General features: G+C 56.9%; 17 protein-coding genes. 14 read left to right on the forward strand and 3 right to left on the reverse strand.

Annotated elements, in window-relative coordinates; genetic code table 11:
- Positions 1 to 87 precede the first annotated feature (87 nt).
- The 6 genes from dppB (at position 88) to PGR29_RS17765 (ending at position 4909) form a co-directional block, all read left to right on the forward strand.
- Complete coding sequence (gene dppB / locus PGR29_RS17740; protein WP_002921786.1) at positions 88 to 1107, forward strand: dipeptide ABC transporter permease DppB; 1020 nt, start codon at positions 88 to 90, stop codon at positions 1105 to 1107.
- A 9-nt stretch (positions 1108 to 1116) separates the two neighbouring features.
- Positions 1117 to 2019: a dipeptide ABC transporter permease DppC gene (dppC, locus tag PGR29_RS17745; protein WP_020077721.1), complete on the forward strand. Its 903-nt coding sequence runs from the start codon at positions 1117 to 1119 to the stop codon at positions 2017 to 2019.
- A 10-nt stretch (positions 2020 to 2029) separates the two neighbouring features.
- Positions 2030 to 3013: a dipeptide ABC transporter ATP-binding protein gene (dppD, locus tag PGR29_RS17750; RefSeq protein WP_015703765.1), complete on the forward strand. Its 984-nt coding sequence runs from the start codon at positions 2030 to 2032 to the stop codon at positions 3011 to 3013.
- The gene (gene dppF, locus PGR29_RS17755) at positions 3010 to 4023 is read left to right on the forward strand and encodes a dipeptide ABC transporter ATP-binding subunit DppF (protein ID WP_045386512.1); all 1014 of its coding nucleotides are present in this window, start codon (positions 3010 to 3012) and stop codon (positions 4021 to 4023) included. The genes dppD and dppF overlap by 4 nt, the downstream gene beginning before the upstream one ends.
- A gap of 299 nt (positions 4024 to 4322) precedes the next feature.
- Positions 4323 to 4430 carry a type I toxin-antitoxin system toxin Ldr family protein gene (locus tag PGR29_RS17760; protein WP_015703763.1) on the forward strand — a complete coding sequence of 36 codons (108 nt, stop codon included), beginning with the start codon at positions 4323 to 4325 and terminating at the stop codon, positions 4428 to 4430.
- 371 nt (positions 4431 to 4801) lie between these two features.
- Complete coding sequence (locus tag PGR29_RS17765) at positions 4802 to 4909, forward strand: type I toxin-antitoxin system toxin Ldr family protein (RefSeq protein WP_015703763.1); 108 nt, start codon at positions 4802 to 4804, stop codon at positions 4907 to 4909.
- Between the two features lie 82 nt (positions 4910 to 4991).
- Here the strand turns inward: PGR29_RS17765 and bcsG are convergent, their stop codons facing one another.
- The 3 genes from bcsG to bcsE are packed head-to-tail and all read right to left on the reverse strand — an operon-like array spanning position 4992 to position 8418.
- Positions 4992 to 6671, reverse strand: a complete 1680-nt coding sequence (gene bcsG / locus PGR29_RS17770) for a cellulose biosynthesis protein BcsG (RefSeq protein WP_271032802.1) — start codon at positions 6669 to 6671, stop codon at positions 4992 to 4994.
- Positions 6668 to 6865, reverse strand: a complete 198-nt coding sequence (gene bcsF / locus PGR29_RS17775) for a cellulose biosynthesis protein BcsF (protein WP_015369235.1) — start codon at positions 6863 to 6865, stop codon at positions 6668 to 6670. Before bcsF ends, bcsG begins: the two co-directional genes overlap by 4 nt.
- A complete protein-coding gene (bcsE, locus tag PGR29_RS17780) occupies positions 6862 to 8418 on the reverse strand; it encodes a cellulose biosynthesis protein BcsE (protein WP_113374007.1) in 1557 nt (518 codons plus the stop codon). The genes bcsF and bcsE overlap by 4 nt, the downstream gene beginning before the upstream one ends.
- Positions 8419 to 8586: 168 nt before the next feature.
- Here bcsE and bcsR point away from each other — a divergent pair, with 168 nt between their 5' ends.
- The 8 genes from bcsR (at position 8587) to PGR29_RS17820 (ending at position 22729) form a co-directional block, all read left to right on the forward strand.
- Positions 8587 to 8775: a cellulose biosynthesis protein BcsR gene (gene bcsR, locus PGR29_RS17785; protein ID WP_015369237.1), complete on the forward strand. Its 189-nt coding sequence runs from the start codon at positions 8587 to 8589 to the stop codon at positions 8773 to 8775.
- 11 nt (positions 8776 to 8786) lie between these two features.
- Positions 8787 to 9524, forward strand: a complete 738-nt coding sequence (gene bcsQ / locus PGR29_RS17790; protein WP_316425034.1) for a cellulose biosynthesis protein BcsQ — start codon at positions 8787 to 8789, stop codon at positions 9522 to 9524.
- Complete coding sequence (bcsA, locus tag PGR29_RS17795) at positions 9521 to 12139, forward strand: UDP-forming cellulose synthase catalytic subunit (protein WP_087858989.1); 2619 nt, start codon at positions 9521 to 9523, stop codon at positions 12137 to 12139. Before bcsQ ends, bcsA begins: the two co-directional genes overlap by 4 nt.
- A gap of 10 nt (positions 12140 to 12149) precedes the next feature.
- Positions 12150 to 14504 (forward strand): cellulose biosynthesis cyclic di-GMP-binding regulatory protein BcsB, encoded by a 2355-nt coding sequence (gene bcsB / locus PGR29_RS17800; protein WP_087858990.1) that lies wholly within the window; start codon positions 12150 to 12152, stop codon positions 14502 to 14504.
- A gap of 6 nt (positions 14505 to 14510) precedes the next feature.
- Positions 14511 to 15617 carry a cellulose synthase complex periplasmic endoglucanase BcsZ gene (gene bcsZ / locus PGR29_RS17805; protein WP_316425035.1) on the forward strand — a complete coding sequence of 369 codons (1107 nt, stop codon included), beginning with the start codon at positions 14511 to 14513 and terminating at the stop codon, positions 15615 to 15617.
- Positions 15599 to 19084: a cellulose synthase complex outer membrane protein BcsC gene (gene bcsC, locus PGR29_RS17810; protein ID WP_316425036.1), complete on the forward strand. Its 3486-nt coding sequence runs from the start codon at positions 15599 to 15601 to the stop codon at positions 19082 to 19084. Before bcsZ ends, bcsC begins: the two co-directional genes overlap by 19 nt.
- A 196-nt stretch (positions 19085 to 19280) precedes the next feature.
- Complete coding sequence (hmsP, locus tag PGR29_RS17815) at positions 19281 to 21287, forward strand: biofilm formation regulator HmsP (protein WP_316425037.1); 2007 nt, start codon at positions 19281 to 19283, stop codon at positions 21285 to 21287.
- Positions 21288 to 21442: 155 nt separating this feature from the next.
- Positions 21443 to 22729, forward strand: coding sequence for a dicarboxylate/amino acid:cation symporter (locus tag PGR29_RS17820; protein WP_015369244.1), 1287 nt, complete (start codon positions 21443 to 21445; stop codon positions 22727 to 22729).
- The last annotated feature ends 194 nt before the right edge of the window (positions 22730 to 22923 follow it).

Consider the following 22923-nt stretch of genomic DNA (forward strand, 5'->3'; position numbering starts at 1 on the left):
GCGTATTCCCGCTATTCGGGGAATACTTTTGTGAGCAATACAGACGCCTTGTCACCAGGCCTGGCGTCACTATAGAGAAACCGGGTTATGTTGCAGTTTATTCTCCGACGTTTGGGACTCGTCATCCCGACATTTATCGGTATTACCCTTCTCACCTTTGCTTTCGTTCATATGATCCCCGGCGATCCGGTGATGATTATGGCGGGCGAACGTGGTATTTCCCCCGAACGTCACGCGCAGCTGCTGGCCGAAATGGGCCTTGATAAGCCGCTGTGGCAGCAATATGCCCATTATATTTGGGGCGTACTGCACGGTGATTTAGGGATCTCGCTGAAAAGCCGAATTCCCGTGTGGCAAGAGTTTGTGCCGCGCTTCAAGGCCACCCTCGAACTGGGCGTCTGCGCGATGATTTTCGCCGTCGCGGTCGGTATTCCGGTGGGCGTGCTGGCTGCGGTAAAACGCGGCTCCATCTTTGACCACACCGCCGTGGGCCTGGCGCTGACTGGCTACTCGATGCCTATCTTCTGGTGGGGCATGATGCTGATTATGCTGGTTTCGGTACAGCTGAACCTGACGCCGGTCTCCGGGCGTATCAGTGATACGGTATTCCTTGACGATACCCTGCCGCTGACCGGTTTTATGCTGATTGACACCGCTATCTGGGGCGAGCAGGGCGACTTTATCGATGCCTTAATGCATATGATCCTACCCGCCATCGTGCTGGGCACGATTCCGCTGGCGGTGATCGTGCGTATGACCCGATCGTCGATGCTGGAAGTGCTGGGCGAGGATTACATCCGTACCGCTCGCGCCAAGGGGCTGACCCGCATGCGGGTGATTGTCATCCATGCGCTACGCAACGCGATGTTGCCGGTAGTGACGGTGATTGGTCTGCAGGTGGGCACGCTGCTGGCGGGCGCCATTCTGACCGAAACCATTTTTTCGTGGCCAGGTTTAGGCCGCTGGCTCATCGATGCGCTACAGCGCCGCGATTATCCCGTTGTGCAGGGCGGGGTTCTGCTGGTGGCGACGATGATTATTCTCGTCAACCTGCTGGTCGACCTGCTGTATGGCGTGGTGAACCCGCGTATCCGGCATAAGAAGTAAGGGGCCATCATGTCACAAATTACAGAAAATAAAGTTGTCGCCGCACCGGTGCCAATGACCCCGCTGCAGGAGTTCTGGCACTATTTCAAACGCAATAAGGGTGCCGTCGTCGGGTTGGTGTATGTGGCGGTGATGATTATCATCGCGGTATTCGCCAACTTTCTCGCCCCTTATAACCCGGCGGATCAGTTCCGTGATTCGCTGCTGGCGCCGCCGTTCTGGCAGGATGGCGGCAGCCTGGCGCATCTGCTAGGCACCGATGATGTGGGTCGCGATATTCTCTCGCGCCTGATGTACGGCGCGCGCCTGTCGCTGCTGGTGGGCTGTCTGGTGGTGGTGCTGTCGCTGATCCTCGGCGTGGTGCTGGGGCTGGTTGCTGGCTATTTCGGCGGGGTGGTGGACTCCATCATCATGCGTGTGGTCGATATCATGCTGGCGCTGCCGAGCTTGCTGCTGGCGTTGGTGCTGGTGGCTATCTTCGGACCATCAATCGTCAATGCTTCGCTGGCGCTCACCTTCGTCGCCCTACCGCACTATGTGCGTCTGACGCGTGCGGCGGTGCTGGTGGAAGTGCACCGCGATTACGTTACCGCTTCACGCGTGGCGGGCGCCGGCGCAATGCGCCAGATGTTCGTTAATATTCTCCCTAACTGTCTTGCGCCGCTGATTGTTCAGGCGTCGCTGGGCTTTTCTAACGCCATTCTCGACATGGCAGCGCTGGGGTTCCTCGGCATGGGCGCGCAGCCGCCGACGCCTGAGTGGGGCACCATGCTCTCCGACGTGTTGCAGTTCGCGCAAAGCGCCTGGTGGGTGGTGACCTTCCCGGGTGTGGCGATCCTGCTGACGGTGCTGGCATTTAACCTGATGGGTGACGGTCTGCGTGACGCGCTCGATCCCAAACTGAAGCAGTAAGAGGTTCGAGATGGCGTTATTAAATGTAGATAAGTTATCGGTGCATTTCGGCGATGAGAATGCGCCGTTCCGCGCCGTAGACCGCATCAGCTATAGCGTGAAGCAGGGTGAAGTAGTTGGCATCGTGGGTGAATCGGGTTCCGGTAAGTCGGTGAGCTCGCTGGCGATTATGGGGCTGATTGATTACCCCGGCCGGGTGATGGCGGACAAACTGGAATTTAACGGCCGCGATTTGCAGCGTATTTCGGAAAAAGAGCGGCGCCAGCTGGTGGGGGCGGAAGTGGCGATGATCTTCCAGGATCCGATGACCAGCCTCAACCCGTGCTTTACCGTCGGCTACCAGATTATGGAAGCGATTAAGGTCCATCAGGGCGGCAATAAGCAAACCCGCCGCCAGCGGGCGATCGATCTGCTGAACCTGGTGGGTATTCCTGACCCGGCGTCGCGGCTGGACGTTTATCCGCACCAGCTTTCGGGTGGGATGAGCCAGCGCGTGATGATCGCGATGGCGATCGCCTGCCGGCCAAAGCTACTGATTGCCGATGAACCGACCACCGCGCTGGATGTGACCATCCAGGCGCAGATTATCGAACTGCTGCTGGAGTTGCAGCAGCAAGAGAATATGGCGTTGGTGCTGATTACCCACGATCTGGCGCTCGTAGCGGAAGCCGCGCATAAAATTATCGTCATGTACGCGGGTCAGGTGGTGGAGACCGGCGATGCGAAAGATATCTTCCGCGCGCCGCGTCATCCTTACACCCAAGCGCTGCTGCGCGCGCTGCCGGAGTTTGCCCAGGATAAAGCGCGTCTGGCGTCGTTACCGGGCGTGGTGCCGGGGAAATACGATCGTCCGAATGGTTGCCTGCTGAACCCGCGCTGCCCCTATGCAACGGATAAATGCCGGAGCGAAGAGCCCGCGCTCGCGGATCTCGACGGCGGCCGTCAGTCTAAATGCCACTACCCACTCGATGATGCCGGGAGGCCTGGATTATGAGTACGCAAAAGGTCGCCACGCAACAACCGCTGTTGCAGGCCATTGATCTGAAAAAACACTATCCGGTAAAGAAGGGGCTGTTTGCTCCGGAACGGCTGGTGAAAGCGCTGGACGGCGTCTCCTTTACTCTTGAGCGCGGTAAAACGCTGGCAGTGGTGGGGGAATCAGGCTGCGGCAAATCGACGCTGGGTCGTTTGCTGACGATGATTGAAATTCCGACCGGCGGCGAGCTGTATTATCAAGGGCAGGATCTGCTTAAGCACGACCCGCAGGCGCAAAAGCTGCGGCGGCAAAAAATCCAGATTGTGTTCCAGAACCCGTATGGCTCGCTGAACCCACGTAAAAAAGTGGGGCAGATTCTGGAAGAGCCGCTGTTGATTAACAGCAGTCTGAGCAAAGAGCAGCGACGTGAAAAGGCGCTGGCGATGATGGCGAAGGTGGGCCTCAAAACGGAGCATTACGATCGCTACCCGCATATGTTCTCCGGCGGTCAGCGTCAGCGTATCGCTATTGCCCGCGGGCTGATGCTGGATCCGGATGTGGTGATTGCCGATGAGCCGGTTTCCGCGCTGGATGTTTCGGTACGTGCGCAGGTGCTGAACCTGATGATGGACCTGCAGCAGGATTTAGGTTTGTCCTACGTGTTTATCTCCCACGACTTATCGGTCGTTGAGCACATCGCTGATGAAGTTATGGTGATGTATCTTGGCCGCTGCGTGGAGAAGGGGACCAAAGACCAGATCTTTAATAACCCACGTCATCCGTATACCCAGGCACTATTGTCGGCGACGCCGCGTCTGAACCCGGACGATCGTCGCGAGCGTATCAAGCTGACCGGCGAACTGCCGAGCCCGCTGAATCCGCCGCCGGGCTGCGCCTTCAATGCGCGCTGCCGCCGACGCTTTGGCCCATGCACCCAGCTTCAGCCGCAGCTAAAGGATTACGGCGGCCAACTGGTGGCCTGCTTTGCCGTTGATCAGGATGAGAATCCGGAGAAAGCGCGAGCGTGATGGTAGGCGGGTTGTCGCGTGATGAATTCTGCGGGGGTGGGCTGGAATGCGCCTCGCAGATTGCCGAAGGGCGTGGTGAAGGCGATGACACGGAGCAGTAGAATCGACGCCAAGCCGGGTTCACCCGGTGAGGCGCAATGTTGCGGGGGCTTGAACCCCGGCGGCATAGATAAGTTGCTGGAAAGAGAAAACCCTCGCACGTTGCTGGTGTTAACCAGGCAACTGAACGAGGGCTATCGACAACTCCAGACAAGTTAAAGATAGCCGCGAACGGTTGCCATTGCAATACAGGCGGCTCTATGACGCTCACACAGTTAGGTCTTATCTTATGGGACGATCTGGCGGCGCCGATAATCGCTGGCATTGTGGTCAGCATTATCGTCAGCTGGATGCATAACCAGAAGTGACGGACCGGCGGGCGTGAGTCTGCTGCGTTGGCAATTTGCGCCCGAACAGGCCGCAGGAATTCTCCTGCGGCCTTTTTCGTTTTGCCAGGCTGCACGCAGAATGTGGTTGGTTGCTGGAATGCGCCTCGCAGATTGCCGAAGGGCGTGGTGAAGGCGATGACACGGAGCAGTAGAATCGACGCCAAGCCGGGTTCGCCCGGTGAGGCGCAATGTTGCGGGGGCTTGAACCCCGGCGGCATAGATAAGTTGCTGGAAAGAGAAAACCCTCGCACGTTGCTGGTGTTAACCAGGCAACTGAACGAGGGCTATCACTAACTCCAAGCAAGTTAAAGATAGCCGCGAACGATTGCCATTGCAATACAGGCGGCTCTATGACGCTCACACAGTTAGGTCTGATCTTATGGGACGATCTGGCGGCGCCGATAATCGCTGGCATCGTGGTCAGCATTATCGTCAGCTGGATGCATAACCAGAAGTGACGGACCGGCGGGCGTGAGTCTGCTGCGTTGGCAATTTGCGCCCGAACAGGCCGCAGGAATTCTCCTGCGGCCTTTTTCGTATTTACTGCGGATACGGTACCCAACTGCCGCCGTTGAGCTGCACGTAAGGTTTGCCTTGATACTGAATGACAATAGCGTTGGAGTTTTCCGATACCGCAGCGGTCTGCGGCAGGTTAGCGGTGTATTGCTGCCAGTTGACGTTATCCTCGGTAAACATCTTACCGTCGAGGGCGCGTACCACCAGTTCAGAAACTGCGAGGTAGCTGGAAGGCTGAGTGATTTCCACCGCGGCGCCCTGATGCGGCGCCTTCATGCCGAAGAATTTCACCGCCGCCGGCACGTTAGTGATCGACGGGCTTGGAATATCGCGCAGCCCGGAGACCTGCATTTTATCACCCTTCAGCGCGCCGCCGTGTTCTGGTACCACCACCACCATCACTTTACGCCCGGATTTTTCCAGCGCGGTGAAGAAGGCATCCAGCTCATCAAAGAATTTCTGCGCGCGGGCCTTATAGTCGGCCGTTTTGCTTTGGCCGGGATAATGGTTGCCATCGTGCAGCGGCAGCGTGTTGTAGAAGGTCGCGGTACGTGGCGTGTTGAGCTTTTCTGTGGTTTGTAGCCAGCGATCGAGCGTTGCCCGATCGTCATAAACCGGCGATCCGTCGAAGCCCTGGAGAATAACCGGTAAACCACTCTGATCCATTAATGGACTCTGCATACCGCCGAGCGAGCGAACCTCTTTCAGGAAGTCGCCGAATACGCCGTTATGTCCCAGCATCAGCTGTTGGGTAAAGCCGAGTTTAGCCAGATTTTCGAACAGATAGCACTCGTTGCCCGACGGCTGATACAGGTTGTTATGTGATAGCTGGCCGCAGCTGGCGCGCAGCAGGCGAACCGCTGCCGGGCCGCTGTAGGAGGTGGCGGAGTTGAAGTTTTTGAAGACGATATCGAAATGTTTCCACAGTGGATGGTCCATCAACCCGGCAGCCTCAATGTCTGACCATGACAGGGAACAGATATTGATTACCAGCAGATCGAACGGCTGCGCATCACCAGGAAGCTGATCCGGGAACGGCGTTTTTCTTTTCTGTTCAGAAGCATAGAAAGTTTTCAGCCAGTTGCTAAGGTTAGCCGAGGTGGGCGGTTCGGTCTGCGGCGGGATATCGCCGCTGGCGTCAGCGCTGGCGGATGCCGCGGCTGTTGTCGTTCCACCAGTCGTTGCCGCCGGCGTGGCCGCAGCGGTGGTCGGCTGGCCGGCGGGCCATAAAGTAAAGGAGGGCAGCAGCGGGCTGATAACCAGCCAGACCATGATCGCCGAAACAAATACGGTAACGCGCAGCCACTGGCTGATGAATAGCCACAGCACCAGCAGCACAAAGAAGGCGCCGACCATATTCCAGTTAATAAAGCGGGTGATCAGGTCCCAGATGTAATCGGCGCTGAAACCGGCGATTTGCGAGCCCTGGCTCATAATGCTTTCCGGACCGGGTAACCAGGTATCATGCCAGAACAGGGCAAAGCCGAGCGGAATCGCTATCCAGTGGCGTATCCGGTGCAGTTTTTCGCTGGGGATCGGCACCAGCAGAAAGGCGAGGAACACCAGGTTAAGCATTGGATGGAAGTTCAGGTATCCCGCCCACAGCAGGGCAAACTTCACGAGAAAATAGAAGTTCCAGCCAGACAGGCCGCGCCAGTACTGCCATAGCGGAAGCGGCGTAGCGGTAGTTTTTGTTTTGGTCATTTTTTCAGTTTGCCCTGCCTGGTCGCGTTATCCCGGCGCAGCACGCCGGCCGGTTTCACGTAACGGGGTTTAAAGAACATCAAACGTAAAGTCGTGCGAATACGGCGCTGATAATGGCGCGTTAGATACCCCAGCGGAAAAAACAGCAGGGCGCACAGTACAATCAGCTGAATGATATCGGCGATAGACATCATGACCGCGGTTCTCCGTCGGTGGAGAGGCGCCAGGGTTCCGGGATTCGCCGCCACTGGCGACCATCGTGCTTAACGTTAAGGGCTTCGTTTTTGCCCACCGTAATTGGCAGCGGCGTGTTCCAGTTGTCCGGGGAGAGGCCCCGCATCAACAGTATTTCCGCAGAAATTTGCTTGTCTTCGAACCAAATCATACGGTTAGAGAAAATGTCTCCAGTCGGTAATGGGAAGATATGGTTTAACGCCGTGTCCAGATCGTTTACCCGGCAAAACGATAAAAACAGCACTAATCGATTATTACCGATCGTCACGATATCGCCCATGCGGTTGGGTTTACACAGGGTTAACGCCTGTTCGACACGTAGTCCCGGCGCGGGGCGCAGCGCCACCATCACCCCTTTACTATCCGGCGGCAGCAGCGTGTTGCCCATGATATTGCTGACCGCTTCGCAGAAGGCGTCCCACTTTTGATAGCCGCGAAGTTTAAGCGGCCGGCTCCAGGTTAGCAGCGTGTTGAAGTCTTCCGGAACGTGGCGAGTAAACTTCTGTTTTTGCACGCTTTCAATCAGCGTCAGGCAGCGCGAAAGCCCGGCGCTGCAGGGGATCACCATGTTGGCGCCGCTGCTTAGCAGCAAACGTTCATCCGTGGCGCGCAGGCTTGGCGTTTGTTCGCGTACCACGATTTTTAAGGCGCTGCCGCGCTGGCGGCGCAGGATATGGATATAGCGGCCGAGCTGCTCTATTTGTTCGTTCTGGGTGATGGAAAATAGCAGGGTGGCCGCTTGCGCGGTACGACCGGCTTCAAAGACCGCATCGTTGGTTTCGAACAGCGTCCAATACTCGGAAAGCGCAGGCGCCCCTTCCAGCACGCGCAAATTACTGAGGACGATTTTTTCGTCGCTGCGTGGCTGTACCACAGCTTCTTCGTTCTGCGCCAGCCGCCAACCCTCATCATCGTGTAAAATAACCAGTTGCTGCTGTGCGCTAATACCTTTCTCGCTTCCCCACCACGCGATATCAAATAGATGGCTGTCGCCCTGATAACGAATGCTTGCCAGCCCGGAAAGGGCGCGGTACTGGCGTAATAATGGAGAAAGTTGTTTATCGGTATCGTTAGCCGAATTAAGTACCATAAGAGAGCAGTTATGGTATTTGGTCCATCGATTAGATTTTTCTACCCAATGGAGTAATTCATCTATTTTTATATTTTGCCAGGAATTTTCTGTACATAGCAGAATAAATAAATAGTTGCCAGGTTCCATAGAACAAAGTATGTCGCGGTGCAACTCCTGCAGGCCTTCCGGGCGATCGGGCATAGTGAATAATGCGATTTTGTTGGGACCGCGATCTTTTTTTAATGATATGACTTCATTAGGTTTTTTACCCATCACTATGGCCGCGACCTTGCTGTCCTGCGCCTGGCTTTCCAGCGTTTGATTCAGCAGGCTGACGGCGTCGGCATAGCGGTCGACATTAAGCCACCATACCCCGCCAACGGGCATATGGCATACTTCGTCCCATAACGATGAAATACCCAACGTATATACAATATCCACGATGTCCCTCGCGCGCCCTATTTACAATGATTAGTTTACTAGCGAAAGCGTGAGAGTAAACCTAACATTGAAATTAAAGGACATCAGTTTTAGCATGTACACGTAATTTTAGGGATGAGCGGTTTACACTTCCTGGTTTTATAATGTGTTTTTCGAATGGACAGAGAAATGCCGGAAAAAGACCCTGCGGTACCTGGCGATGCGACGCTGGGATATACCTTCCAAAATGATTTCCTGGCATTAAGCCGGGCATTTTCCCTGCCGGATATTGATTACCACGACATTTCCCGACGCGAACAGCTCGCTGCGGCGTTGCAACGCTGGCCGCTGTTGGCCGAATTAGCTGAGAAAAAGTAAGGAAGCCGTCGATGGCGATTCTGGGATTACAAGGCATACGCGGCGGCGTAGGCACCACATCTATTACCGCCGCACTGGCCTGGGCACTACAGCTGCTCGGTGAAACTGTGCTGGTGGTCGATGCCAGCCCGGACAATATGCTGCGCTTTTTCTTCAACGTTGATTTCGACCATCGCAACGGCTGGGCACGCTCGTTGATTGACGGTGGTGACTGGCGCGACGCCGGACTGCGCTACACCGCGCATATCGATCTCCTGCCGTTTGGCCGACTGACGCCTGGCGAACGTGAGCACGTTGATAAACTCAGTTCAGCGCTTGAACCCATCGCGGAACAAATCAAATTGCTCGACCAGCAGGGAAGCCACCGCTGGCTGCTGATTGATATACCAGAGGGTTATTCTCCGCTTACCCGCGAGTTGCTGAGCGTGTGCGATCGTGTGCTACAGGTTGTGCACCCGGACGGCAACAGCCATATTCGCCTGCATCAGCAGGCGCTGCCTGCGAACGCGGAGATTTTGATTAACGACCTACGCGTAGGCAGCCAACTGCAGGAAGATCTCTATCAACTATGGCTGGAAAGCCAGCGGCGGATCCTGCCGGTCACGATTCACCGCGATGAAGCGATGGCGGAGTGTCTGGCGGCGAAACAGCCGCTTGGCGAATATCGTCAGGATGCCCTGGCGGCGGAAGAGGTGCTGACGCTGGCCAACTGGTGCCTGCTGCACTATGCCAGGGAGGGGGCGGCATGATCCGCCTGAGTACGTTGCTGCTGGCGCCGCCGGTGGGCGAGCGCTTGAGCGAACGTTATGATGACTATCGTCAGCATGGCGCGTCGGTGCTTTCGGCTTTTCTCGGTTGCCTGTGGGTGTCGTTGGCGTGGGCGTTAATGCCGCTTGAGACGCCGCGCTGGCAAGCTATTCGCGAACACCATGCCGACTATTTTCCGCATATTAATCCGCATCGCCCACGCCCGTTAGATCCGCTGCGCTATTTGCTGCAGTCGCTCTGGCTACTGGCGACCAGGGTGCCGGAACCGGATAAAAAAATTAACTGGCGCTCGCTGGCGGCGTTGGAAGGGGTTCACGGGCGCTACGCGCAGTGGATGGAAAAATTACCGGAAAAGGTCAACACCCGTACCGGCCACCTCGATAAGCAGAAAGAGCTTGAGCACCTGCATCCGCAATTGCGGCGGCTAGTGCTTGGCACCGTCACCTTCTTCTCACTGATTCTGGCGTTGTTGTGCATTACCCAGCCGTTTAACCCGCTGTCACAGTTTATTTTCCTGCTGCTGCTGTGGGGCGTCGCGCTGCTGGTGCGGCGTATTCCGGGGCGTTTCTCCGCCCTGATGCTGATCGTGTTGTCGCTGACCGTTTCCTGTCGCTATATCTGGTGGCGCTATACCTCCACGCTTAACTGGAACGATCCGGTCAGCCTGGTATGTGGGCTGATCTTGCTGTTTGCCGAAACCTACGCCTGGATTGTGCTGGTGCTGGGCTATTTCCAGGTGGTGTGGCCGCTTAATCGCCAGCCGGTGCCGCTACCGGAAGACATGAACGAATGGCCGACGGTGGATATCTTCGTCCCGACCTACAACGAAGACCTTAGCGTGGTGAAAAATACCATCTATGCTTCGCAGGGTATCGACTGGCCGAAGGATAAGCTCAATATCTGGATCCTTGATGACGGCGGGCGCGAAGAGTTTCGCCAGTTCGCGAAAGACGTCGGCGTCCATTACATCGCGCGTACCAGCCACGAACATGCCAAGGCCGGTAATATCAACAATGCGCTGAAGTATGCGAAAGGCGAGTTCGTCTCTATTTTCGATTGCGACCACGTGCCGACCCGTTCCTTCTTGCAGATGACCATGGGCTGGTTCCTGAAGGATAAAAAGCTGGCGATGATGCAGACGCCGCACCACTTCTTCTCGCCGGATCCGTTCGAACGCAACCTGGGCCGTTTTCGTAAGACGCCGAACGAGGGGACGCTGTTTTACGGCCTGGTGCAGGACGGCAACGACATGTGGGATGCGACCTTTTTCTGCGGATCCTGCGCCGTAATTCGCCGCGGCCCGCTGGATGAAATCGGTGGTATCGCCGTTGAAACGGTCACCGAGGATGCCCATACCTCACTGCGTCTGCATCGTCGTGGCCATACCTCCGCCTATATGCGCATCCCGCAGGCGGCGGGTCTGGCGACGGAAAGCTTATCGGCGCATATCGGCCAGCGTATTCGCTGGGCGCGCGGGATGGTGCAGATTTTCCGTCTCGATAACCCCTTATTTGGTAAAGGGTTGAAGCTGGCGCAGCGTATCTGCTACGTCAACGCGATGCTGCACTTCTTGTCCGGTATCCCACGGCTTATCTTCCTCACCGCGCCGCTGGCATTCTTGTTGTTACACGCCTATATCATCTATGCGCCCGCGTTGATGATCGCGCTGTTCGTGCTGCCGCATATGATTCACGCCAGCCTGACGAACTCGAAGATTCAGGGTAAGTACCGCCACTCCTTCTGGAGTGAAATCTACGAAACGGTGCTGGCATGGTATATCGCGCCGCCGACCTTCGTCGCGCTGATTAACCCGCACAAAGGCAAGTTCAACGTCACCGCCAAAGGCGGACTGGTGAAAGACGAGTATGTCGATTGGGTTATCTCCCGCCCCTACATTTATCTGGTATTGCTTAATCTGGTGGGCGTGGCGGTCGGCATCTGGCGCTTTATGTACGGACCCGAGAACGAAATTTTGACCGTCTGGGTCAGTATCATCTGGGTGTTTTATAACTTAATCATCCTCGGCGGCGCCGTGGCGGTGTCGGTGGAGAGCAAGCAGGTGCGGCGTTCGCACCGCGTAGAGATGTCGATGCCGGCGGCGATTGCTCGCCCGGATGGTCACCTGTTCTCCTGTACCGTTCATGACTACTCCGACGGCGGGCTGGGGATAAAAATTCACGGCGAAGCGCGGGTACTGGAAGGGCAACACGTGAATTTGCTGCTCAAACGCGGACAGCAAGAATACGTTTTCCCGGTTCGCGTCGCGCGGGTGAACGGCGGTGAAGTCGGCCTGCAATTGCTGCCGCTGACTAACCAGCAACATATTGATTTTGTGCAGTGTACGTTTGCCCGCGCTGATACGTGGGCGCTTTGGCAGGACAGCTTCCCGGAAGATAAACCGATGGAAAGCCTGCTGGATATCCTCAAGCTGGGGTTCCGTGGATATCGTCACCTGGCGGAGTTCTCACCGCCGTCGGTGAAGGTTATTTTCCGCTCGCTCACCTCGCTGGTGGCCTGGGTTGTATCATTTTTACCGCGCCGTCCCGAACGTGCCGCGGCGGTGCTCTCGGCAGAACCGGCAATGGCTCAACAATGATGATAATGCGATGAAAAGAAAACTTTCCTTGATTTGTGCAGTGGCGGTGGGAATGAGCAGCTGGTACCCCTTCGCAACATTTTCGGCTCCGGCGGTGACGCCTAATGCCGCGGTGGTCGACGCTCCCGCCACAACGGTTACGGCTCAGCCAGCGCCGGTGATTAACGATAGCCAGCCGACGGCGGCGGTTATCGATCCTGCCGCGCCGGTGGTGGTGGCGGACAATATCCCGACTCGCGACGTGAAGCTGACTTTCGCGCAAATCGCGCCGCCGCCGGGTAGCATGGTGCTGCGCGGTTCGCATCCAGAGGGCGCCGTGGAATTCGGCATGCGCAGTGATGAAGTAGTCGCTAAAGCGCTGCTCAATCTTGATTACACGCCTTCGCCATCGCTGCTGCCGGTGCAATCACAGCTGAAGGTTTATCTCAACGACGAATTAATGGGCGTGTTGCCGGTCACCAAAGAGCAGCTGGGTAAAAAAGTGAGCGCCCAGATCCCGGTCGATCCGCTGTATATCACCGATTTTAACCGCGTGCGGCTGGAGTTTGTCGGCCACTATCGCGACGTTTGCGAAAACCCGGCCAGCAGTACGCTGTGGCTTGATATCGGCCGTGAGAGCTCGCTGGATTTAACCTATCAGTCGCTGCAGGTACGTAACGACCTGTCTCACTTTCCGGTTCCGTTTTACGACTCGCGCGACAACCGTCCGCTGACGTTGCCGATGGTTTTTGCTTCTGCGCCTGACGTCAAACAGCAGCAGGCGGCGGCGATTGTCGCCTCCTGGTTTGGCAGCAAGGCCGGCTGGCGTGGTCAGCAGTTCCCGGTCCGCTTCAATGAGATACCGGAACGTAACGCTATCATCTTCGCGACCAACGATAAGCGTCCGGACTTCCTGCGCGACCATCCGCCGGTAAAAGCGCCGACCATCGAAATGGTCAACCACCCGAGCAACCCCTACGTCAAGCTGCTGGTGATCTTCGGCCGTGATGATCAAGATCTGCTGGTGGCGGCGAAGGGTATTGCCCAGGGCAATATTCTATTCCGCGGCGATAGCGTGGTAGTGGATGGCGTGAAAGAGTTGAAGGCCCGCCAGCCGTATGACGCGCCAAACTGGGTTCGTACCGACAGGCCGGTGACTTTCGGCGAGCTGAAAACTTATGAACAGCAGCTGCAATCAAGCGGGCTGGTGCCAGATTCGATTAACCTGGCGCTGAATCTGCCGCCGGATCTGTACCTGCTTCGCGCCAACGGCATCGATATGGACCTGAAATATCGCTATACCATGCCGCCTATCAAAGATAGCTCGCGGATGGATATCAGCCTTAACGATCAGTTCCTGCAGTCGTTTAGCCTCAATAGCTCGCAGGATGTGAATAAGCTGATTTTACGCCTGCCGGTGCTGCAGGGGCTGTTGGATGGCCAGAACCAGGTGACCATACCCGCGCTGCGCCTCGGCGCGATGAACCAGCTGCGCTTCGATTTTCAGTATATGAACCCGATGCCGGGCGGCAACATCGATAACTGTATTACCTTCCAGCCGGTGCAGAACCACGTGGTGATCGGCGATGACTCCACCATCGATTTTTCGAAATATTACCACTTCCTGGCGATGCCGGACCTGCGCGTCTTCGCTAATGCCGGTTTTCCGTATACCCGCATGGCCGATCTCTCTCAGACGCTAATCGTGGTGCCGAAAACGCCTGATGCGGGTCAGGTGGAGACATTGCTGCAGGCGGTAGGCGGCATTGGCGCGCAGACCGGGCTGGCGGCTATCAGCATGCAGATGACCGACGACGGCAACCAAATTAAGGGCAAAGATGCCGATCTGATGCTGATTGGCGCTATCCCGCCATCGCTGAAAGACGATACTAAAATCAATCTGCTGGTCGAGGCGACCAAAAGCTGGGTGAAAACGCCGATGCGTCATTATGACCTGGCTAGCATCTATCCGGACGATGATGCCCGCACGCCGCATACGCGGACCGATATCACCTCTTCCGGGCCGATGGCGGCCATTATTGGCTTCCAGTCGCCGTATAACGACCAGCGCAGTGTGATCGCCCTGATGGCCGATAGCCCGCGCGGCAATGAACTACTCACAAACGCCTTAAATGACAGCGGTAAACGGGCGGCGATGTTCGGTTCGGTGGCGGTGATTCGCGAATCTGGCGTCAATAGCCTGCGGGTTGGCGATATCTATTATGTCGGCCACCTGCCGTGGTTCGAGCGCATCTGGTTTGCGCTCTCCAGCCATCCGATACTGTTGGCGATTCTGGCGGCCGTCAGCATTGTGCTGCTGGCGTGGGTGCTGTGGCGCATGCTGCGTATTCTCAGCCGTCGCCGTCTTGATCCTGATGATGAGTAATTGCTGATGAACGCATTTCGTGGGGTACTTCTCTCGGTATTCATACTGGCGGCGGGGCAGGTTAGCGCCGCCTGCCAGTGGCCCGCCTGGGAGCAGTTTAAAAAAGCGTATGTCAGCGCCGAAGGGCGAGTCATCGACCCCAGCGATGCGCGCAAAATCACCACCTCCGAAGGACAAAGCTACGCGTTGTTCTTCGCCCTGGCGGCCAACGATCGCCAGGGCTTCGATAAGCTATTCCAGTGGACGCAGAACAACCTGGCGCAGGGCGATCTGCGCGCCCATCTGCCGGGATGGCTATGGGGGAAAAAAAGCGAGGACGAATGGACGGTGCTGGACAGCAATTCGGCATCGGATTCTGATTTGTGGATTGCCTGGTCACTGCTGGAAGCCGGACGCCTGTGGAAGGTCGCTAACTATACTGAGGTAGGAAAAGCGCTGCTGGCGCGGATTGCCGATGAAGAAGTCGCCGATGTTCCTGGACTGGGGCCGTCGGTGCTCCCTGGGAAAGTCGGTTTCGCGGACGACAAGGGCTGGCGCTTTAACCCAAGCTACCTGCCGCCGCAGCTCGCAACCTATTTTACCCGCTTTGGCGCGCCGTGGCTGAAGATCCGCGACGGCAATCTGCGGCTGCTGCTGGAAACGGCGCCAAAAGGCTTCTCGCCGGATTGGGTGCGCTATGAGAAAGGCAGCGGCTGGCAGCTGAAAACCGATAAGCCGATTATTGGCAGCTATGACGCTATTCGCGTCTATCTGTGGGTCGGGATGCTCAATAACGCCGATAAACAAAAAGCGCCGCTATTGGCGCGTTTCAAACCGATGGCGACCCAGACTATCAAACTGGGATTGCCGCCGGAAAAAACCAATATCGCCAGCGGGAAAACCACCGGTGAGGGGCCGGTTGGTTTCTCGGCTTCCATGTTGCCGTTTTTGCAAGATGACGACGCCCGCGCGGTACAGCGTCAACGGGTCGCCGATCATTACCCCGACGCGGACGCCTACTACAGTGCGGTGCTGACGCTGTTCGGCCAGGGGTGGGATCAACATCGTTTTCGTTTCGCCGCGGGTGGCGAATTACAACCTGACTGGAACCAGGAATGCGCAAGTTCTCACTAAGCTTCATCACGCTGTCTGTTAGTCTCGCGCTGCTGCCGCTGGCGCAGGCGGCGAATACCCCTGCGCAGCAGCATCTGCTGGAACAAGTGCGTCTCGGCGAGGCGAGCAACCGTGAAGATCTGGTGCGTCAGTCGCTTTATCGACTGGAGCTAATCGACCCGAATAATCCCGATTATCTCGCCGCCCGGGCTCGCTACCTGCTGCGCCAGGGCGACACCGCCGGCGCGCAAAAGCAGCTCGATCTGCTGGCGAAACTGGCTCCTGAATCATCGGCGCTAAAAGCGACGCGCAGCGAGATCGATCTCAGCGGAGGCAAAGGTCAGCAAGAACTGCAGCAGGCGCGCCTGCTAGGCGTTTCCGGGCATGTCGACGAGGCCATCGTCGCCTATGAAAAACTATTCGACGGCGTTCCGGCGGATGTTAATTTTGCTATTGAATACTGGACACTGGTCTCGCGTTTGCCGGCGCGGCATAACGAAGGCATTAGCCAACTGAAAAAACTGAATGCCAGCTCGCCGGGTAACGTGGCATTGCAAACGACATTGGCAAAACAGATGTTTGCCGATAATAAACCGGATGAAGGTTTCGCTTATCTCGAACAGATGTCTCGATCGGCCGCCGGGCGAGATGCGGCTTCGGCGATGTGGTTTGATGAAATTAAAAATTTGCCGGTTAGCCGCGCCAGCGTGCAAGCGCTGCAGCGTTTTCTGGTCGTATTCACCACCGGAGAAACGGTTGCTAATGCCCGGGTGCTACTCGATAAGCAGCAAACTCAACTGAAAGATCCGACTTTCCGCGCTAAAAGCGAAGGACTGGCGGCGGTGAAATCCGGTAATGCGGCGCAGGCGGTGGCCGATCTGCAGCAGGCGGTACGCGCCGATGCCCGCGATAGCGATGCCGTCGGCGCGCTGGGCGCTGCCTACTCACAGCGCGGCGACCGGGCGCGGGCGGTGGCGCAGCTCAATAAAGCGATCGCGATGGATCCGAAAAGCCCGAATCGCGATAAGTGGGACAGTCTGCTGAAGACCAACCGCTATTGGCTGTTGATTAAACAGGGCGATAACGCGTTGAAAGCAGGCCAACTGGCGCAGGCGCAAAACGCCTATGCCCAGGCGCAGCGGGTGGATAACACCGACAGCTACGCGGTGCTGGGGTTAGGCGATGTCGCCGTGGCGCGCAAAGATGACTCCACCGCCGAACGCTACTATCGCCAGGCGTTACGCATGGATCGCGACAATAATCTCGCCGTACGCGGTCTGGCGAATGTTTATCGTCGTGAATCGCCGGAAAAAGCCAGCGCCTATATTGCCAGTCTCCCCGCTAGCCAGCGGCGTAGTATTGATGATATTGAACGCAGCCTCACTAACGACCGACTGGAAAAACAGGCCGAAGCGCTGGAAAACCAGGGCAACTGGGCGCAGGCCGCGGAGGTGCAGCGGCGGCGTCTGGCGTTGGATCCCGAAAGCGTGTGGATAACCTATCGGTTGGCGAAAGATCTGGTCAGCGCCGGCCAGCGGCCGGAAGCGGACGCGCTGATGCGTAACATGGCCAACCGCAAGCCGGGCGATGCCGAACGGGTTTACGCCTACGGCCTCTATCTGTCCGGTAATAATCAGGATGATGCCGCGCTGGCGCAAATTAACGCGCTGCCGCGCGGACAGTGGACCGACAATATTCGTGAACTGGAAGGGCGTCTGCAAAGCGACAAAGTGATGCGCGAGGCCAACCAACTTCGCGATAGCGGACAGGAAAGTCAGGCTATCGCCTTGATTAAACAGCAGCCGGAATCGGTACGCTACGATCTGACGTTGGCGGATTGGGCGCAGCAGCGCGGCGATAGCGAGGCGGCGATAGCCCAGTACCATCGGGTGCTGAGCCAGCAGGCTGATAATGGCGATGCGCGCCTGGGACTGGCGGAAGTCTATCTTGCTGAGGGCGATAAAAATGCCGCCCGCGCGCAGGTCGCGCAGTTGAAGGATGCGGATACGGAATCGATCAACATGCAGCGCCGGGTAGCGCTGGCCCGCGCCGGATTTGACGATACCGCGGGCGCGCAACAAATATTCGACCGCATCGTGCCGCAGGCGAAAAGCCAGCCGCCATCGATGGAAAGCGCGCTGGTGCTGCGTGATGCCGCGCGCTTCCAGACGCAAACCGATCAACCACAGCAGGCCCTGGAAAGCTATAAAGACGCGATGGTGGCCTCGGGCGTGACCCGCGTTCGCCCGCAGGATAATGACGCCTTTACCCGCCTGACCCGCAACGATAGCCAGGATGACTGGCTGAAGCGCGGGATCCGCAGCGACGCCGCCGATCTCTATCGCCAGCAGGATCTTAACGTTACCCTTGAGCACGACTATTGGGGATCGAGCGGCACCGGCGGTTATTCAGACCTCAAAGCGCACACCACCATGCTGCAGGTGGACGCGCCGCTGTATGACGGACGGATGTTCTTCCGTACCGATGTGGTGAATATGAACGCCGGGACGTTTTCCACCAATAGCGACGGCGGCTACTCGCCGAGCTGGGGGACCTGCGGCGAAATTAGCTGCTATGGCGGTAGCAAAAACCAGAGCGACGGCGGCGCCAGCGTGGCGGTCGGCTGGAAGAACGACACCTGGAGCGGTGATATCGGCACCACGCCGATGGGCTTTAACGTGGTCGATGTCGTGGGGGGGCTGAGTTACAGCGGCGATGCCGGCCCGGTCGGCTATACCGTCAACGTCCACCGGCGGCCCATTTCCAGCTCGCTGCTCTCCTTCGGCGGGCAAAAAGATAACCCTAACGACGGCCACACCGGTACCACCTGGGGCGGGGTACGCGCCGCCGGCGGCGGTATCAGCCTGAGCTACGATAAAGGCGAGGCTAACGGCATCTGGTCATCGCTGGGTGCTGACCAACTCACCGGCAAAAACGTCGAGGACAACTGGCGCGTGCGCTGGATGACCGGTTACTACTATAAAGCGATCAATGAAAATAATCGCCGGGTGACCGTCGGCCTGACCAATATGATCTGGCACTACGACAAAGACCTCAGCGGCTACACCCTGGGTCAGGGCGGTTACTACAGCCCGCAGGAGTATCTCTCTTTCTCGGTGCCGGTCATCTGGCGTCAGCGTACCGAAAACTGGTCATGGGAACTCGGCGGGTCGGTGTCGTGGTCCCATTCGCGCACGCAAACTCAGGCGCGCTATCCGTTGCTGAATTTGATTCCGTCGCAGTATCGCTACGAGGCCAGCCAGCTAAAAGAACAGGGCAGCAGCAGCCAGGGCTTCGGTTATACCGCGCGGGCGCTGGTGGAACGGCGGGTTACCGGCAACTGGTTTGTCGGCGCGGCGGTGGATATTCAGCAGGCCAAAGATTACACGCCGAGCCACGCGCTGCTGTACGTGCGCTATTCCGCTTCCGGTTGGCAGGGCGACATGGATATGCCGCCGCAGCCGTTGGTGCCTTATGCGGATTGGTAGCAGATTAGCCTGATTTCTACGGCTAATCGCCAATCCACCGCGCTGTTCGCGTATACTCGCCGTACCTCGCCCGCCGCTTTCGGGAAGAACCCGCCTTGCGGGCGAGAGCGAACCATTTGCGTATATAATCAGCCTGAAAACGACCGGTAGCGATGGATCTTGCCGGATAGTCGTTCAGTTTCAGTGGAGAACACAGTTGCGCGTCAGCCGCTCACTTACAATTAAACAGATGGCGATGGTCGCGAGCGTGTCCATGGCGTTTGTCCTGGTCTTTTGTTCTATTTTGCTGTTTCACTTTGTGCAACAGAGTCGCTATACCACGGCCACGCAATTAGAAAGTATCGCCCGTTCCGTTCGCGAGCCGCTGTCGGCGGCTATTTTGAAAGCCGACATTCCCGAAGCGGAAGCCATTTTGGGCCGCATTCAGCCTGCTGGCATCGTCAGCCGGGCGGATGTGGTGCTACCGAATCAATTCCAGGCGCTGCGGATGCGCTTTATTCCCGAGCGTCCGGTGCCGGTGATGATCACTCGCTTGTTTGAACTGCCGGTGCAGATATCTCTGCCAATCTACTCGCTGGAACGCCCAGCTAACCCGCAGCCGCTGGCTTATCTGGTACTGCAGGCGGATTCCTATCGCATGTACAAATTCGTCATGAGCGCGCTTGCAACATTGGTGACCACTTACTTACTTTTGGTGCTGGTTTTAACGGTAGCGCTCACCTGGTGCATCAACCGACTGATTGTTCGCCCGCTGCGCGCCATCGCCCGCGAACTCAACGATATTCCGCCTCAGGATCGTCTTGGACATCAACTGAGCCTACCGCGACTGCACCAGGACGATGAAATTGGCATGCTGGTGCGCTGCTACAACCGCAATCAGCAGTCTTTGCTGCGCCAGCATGATGAGCTATCGCTGCAATCGACCCGTTTTCCGGTGTCTGAGCTCCCCAACAAAGCCTTTTTGATGGCGATGCTGGAGCAGACCGCGACCCGTCCGCAGCCTTCGGCGCTGCTGGTGGTGGCGTGTGAAACCCTGCAAGATGCCGCGGGCGTCCTGAAAGAGAGCCAGCGCGAGATGCTGCTCTTAACGCTGGTCGAGAAACTAAAAGCAGTTATCCCGGCCAATATGGTACTGGCGCAGGTGAGCGGTTACGATTTCGCCATTTACGCGCCCGGACTTAGCGAGCCTTGGGAAGCGGTTTTGCTAAGTAAGCGAGTGCTCACTTCTATTAGCGAGCGATTGCCGCTGCACGGTGTCCAGCTGCGTCCCTGTGCCAGTGTCGGCATCGCGATGTTTAATAGCGAGCTGAACGCCGAACAGTTCTATCGCCGTGCGGTTTCCGCCGCGGTGACGGCACGGCGTAAGGGTAAAAATCAAATCGAGTTCTTTGACCCTGAGCAGATGGAAAAAGCCCAGCGCCGGTTAATGGAAGAGCACGACATCCTCACCGCGCTCGATAATCAGCAGTTCGCCATCTGGTTCCAGCCGCAGGTGGATATTGCCAGCGGCGATATTTGCGGTGCGGAAGTTCTGCTGCGTCAGCGACAGGCCGATGGCAGCTGGTCGCTGCCGTGCGATCTGATTGAGCGAATTGAAAACTGCGGGTTGATGGTGCCGGTAGGCTATTGGGTAATGGAAGAAGCCTGCCGTCAACTGGCAGCCTGGCAGCAGCAGGGCATCATGCTGCCGCTGTCGGTGAATGTCTCGCTACTGCAGTTGTTGCATCCCGAGCGCGGCGTTGAGCTGTTGGCACTTATTGAACGCTACCGTATCGCCCCCGGCACGTTGGTGCTGGAGGTGACGGAAAGCCGCCGCCTTGACGATCCACAGGCGGTGATTGCCCTGCTGCGCCCGCTGCGCGACGCCGGTACGCGTATTGCGCTGGATGATTTCGGCATGGGTTATGCCGGGTTGCGCCAGCTGCAACATATGAAATCGCTGCCGGTGGATATTCTGAAAATCGACAAGGCGTTTATTGATATGGTGCCGGATGATACCAGCATGGTCCCGGCGATAATTCAGCTCGCGCGCGGGCTCAAGCTGCGAATCGTCGCTGAGGGCGTCGAAAAAGAAGAACAGCTGAAATGGTTGCAAGCGGCTGGGGTGGACATCGCCCAGGGTTACCTGTTTGGTTGCGCCTTACCGCTGGAAAGCTTTATGCAGCGCTTCCTGCACGCTGAAAAGGATGATGCAAGTTTGTAACATTTTTAGTTGTTTGTGCGAGTCAGCTCAAATATTTTAACAATTCCGTTGCAACTTCGCGGTTACTTATTTCTGAAATGTTTCCAGGGTGTTATTTTTAAGCCACAGACACAGATAACCTTTCATTGTCTGTGGTTATTCCCAAAGGACACCCTATGAAACTCTCTCTCTTCAAAAGCCTCTATGTCCAGGTTTTATCGGCCATAGCCATCGGTATTTTGCTGGGCCATTTCTACCCGGAGCTTGGCGCGCAGATGAAACCGTTCGGCGACGCCTTCGTAAAACTGATTAAAATGGTCATTGCCCCGGTTATCTTCTGTACCGTTGTGACAGGGATTGCCGGGATGGAAAGCATGAAGGCCGTTGGTCGTACCGGTGCGGTGGCGTTACTCTACTTTGAAGTGGTGAGTACCATTGCGTTGATTATCGGTCTTATCATTGTCAACGTGGTGCAACCCGGCGCGGGCATGAACGTCGATCCGGCGACGCTGGACGCGCACGCGGTGGCGGTCTATGCCGAGCAGGCTAAAGATCAGGGTGTTGTCGCCTTCTTACTCGATATTATCCCGGGAAGCGTAATTGGCGCTTTCGCCAGCGGTAATATTTTGCAGGTGCTGATGTTTGCCGTCCTGTTTGGCTTTGCGCTGCATCGTTTAGGTAGCAAAGGGCAGCTGATTTTCAACGTCATTGAAAGCTTTTCGCAGGTCATTTTCGGCATCATTAACATGATTATGCGCCTGGCGCCGATCGGTGCTTTCGGGGCCATGGCATTTACCATCGGTAAATACGGCGTCGGTACTCTGGTACAGCTGGGCCAACTGATCATCTGCTTCTACATCACCTGTATTCTGTTCGTGGTGCTGGTACTGGGCTCTATCGCGCGGGCTACCGGCTTTAGCATCTTCAAGTTCATTCGCTATATCCGTGAAGAGCTGCTGATTGTGCTGGGTACCTCCTCTTCGGAGTCCGCGCTGCCGCGAATGTTGGATAAGATGGAGAAGTTGGGTTGCCGCAAATCGGTGGTGGGGCTGGTAATACCGACCGGCTACTCCTTCAACCTCGACGGCACCTCCATCTACCTGACGATGGCGGCGGTGTTCATCGCCCAGGCCACCAATAGCCATATGGATATCTTCCATCAGATTACCTTGCTTGTGGTGCTGCTGCTCTCTTCGAAAGGGGCGGCGGGCGTTACCGGTAGCGGATTTATCGTACTGGCGGCAACCATCTCCGCGGTGGGGCATCTGCCGGTGGCGGGTCTGGCGCTGATTCTCGGTATCGACCGCTTTATGTCGGAAGCGCGCGCGTTGACCAACCTGGTGGGTAACGGCGTGGCGACCGTGGTCGTCGCGAAATGGGTGAAAGAACTCGACGCCAAACAGCTCGATGATGTGTTGAATAACCGCGTTCCCGCGGACAAATCACAAGAATTATCCTCGTAATTCCTCATGTTATGCCCATGAACTATGGGCTCCTGCGCAAAATTAGGTATCATTCCCCTTCTGGGGGAATGATACCTCATGATTATTTTACGTCTTCATGCGACATTTTCGCCTTCGCGTGGTCTAACCGACGTATTTGATTCAACACCTTTTTCGGCAACCCGGCGATGGGTTGCCTATGTAACCAGGAATGT

It is taken from the genome of Klebsiella sp. 141203 (assembly GCF_032601985.1).
GTDB lineage: Bacteria > Pseudomonadota > Gammaproteobacteria > Enterobacterales > Enterobacteriaceae > Klebsiella > Klebsiella aerogenes.

Coding starts and splice junctions, on each gene's coding strand:
- dppB (WP_002921786.1), top strand. CDS start 88: ATGTTGCAGTTTATTCTCCGACGTTTGGGACTCGTCATCCCGACATTT.
- PGR29_RS17760 (WP_015703763.1), top strand. CDS start 4,323: ATGACGCTCACACAGTTAGGTCTTATCTTATGGGACGATCTGGCGGCG.
- dppF (WP_045386512.1), top strand. CDS start 3,010: ATGAGTACGCAAAAGGTCGCCACGCAACAACCGCTGTTGCAGGCCATT.
- dppC (WP_020077721.1), top strand. CDS start 1,117: ATGTCACAAATTACAGAAAATAAAGTTGTCGCCGCACCGGTGCCAATG.
- bcsF (WP_015369235.1), bottom strand. CDS start 6,865: ATGATGTCTATCGCCGATATCATTCAGCTGATTGTACTGTGCGCCCTG.
- bcsC (WP_316425036.1), top strand. CDS start 15,599: ATGCGCAAGTTCTCACTAAGCTTCATCACGCTGTCTGTTAGTCTCGCG.
- PGR29_RS17765 (WP_015703763.1), top strand. CDS start 4,802: ATGACGCTCACACAGTTAGGTCTGATCTTATGGGACGATCTGGCGGCG.
- PGR29_RS17820 (WP_015369244.1), top strand. CDS start 21,443: ATGAAACTCTCTCTCTTCAAAAGCCTCTATGTCCAGGTTTTATCGGCC.
- bcsA (WP_087858989.1), top strand. CDS start 9,521: ATGATCCGCCTGAGTACGTTGCTGCTGGCGCCGCCGGTGGGCGAGCGC.
- dppD (WP_015703765.1), top strand. CDS start 2,030: ATGGCGTTATTAAATGTAGATAAGTTATCGGTGCATTTCGGCGATGAG.
- bcsB (WP_087858990.1), top strand. CDS start 12,150: ATGAAAAGAAAACTTTCCTTGATTTGTGCAGTGGCGGTGGGAATGAGC.
- bcsZ (WP_316425035.1), top strand. CDS start 14,511: ATGAACGCATTTCGTGGGGTACTTCTCTCGGTATTCATACTGGCGGCG.
- bcsR (WP_015369237.1), top strand. CDS start 8,587: ATGCCGGAAAAAGACCCTGCGGTACCTGGCGATGCGACGCTGGGATAT.
- bcsG (WP_271032802.1), bottom strand. CDS start 6,671: ATGACCAAAACAAAAACTACCGCTACGCCGCTTCCGCTATGGCAGTAC.
- bcsQ (WP_316425034.1), top strand. CDS start 8,787: ATGGCGATTCTGGGATTACAAGGCATACGCGGCGGCGTAGGCACCACA.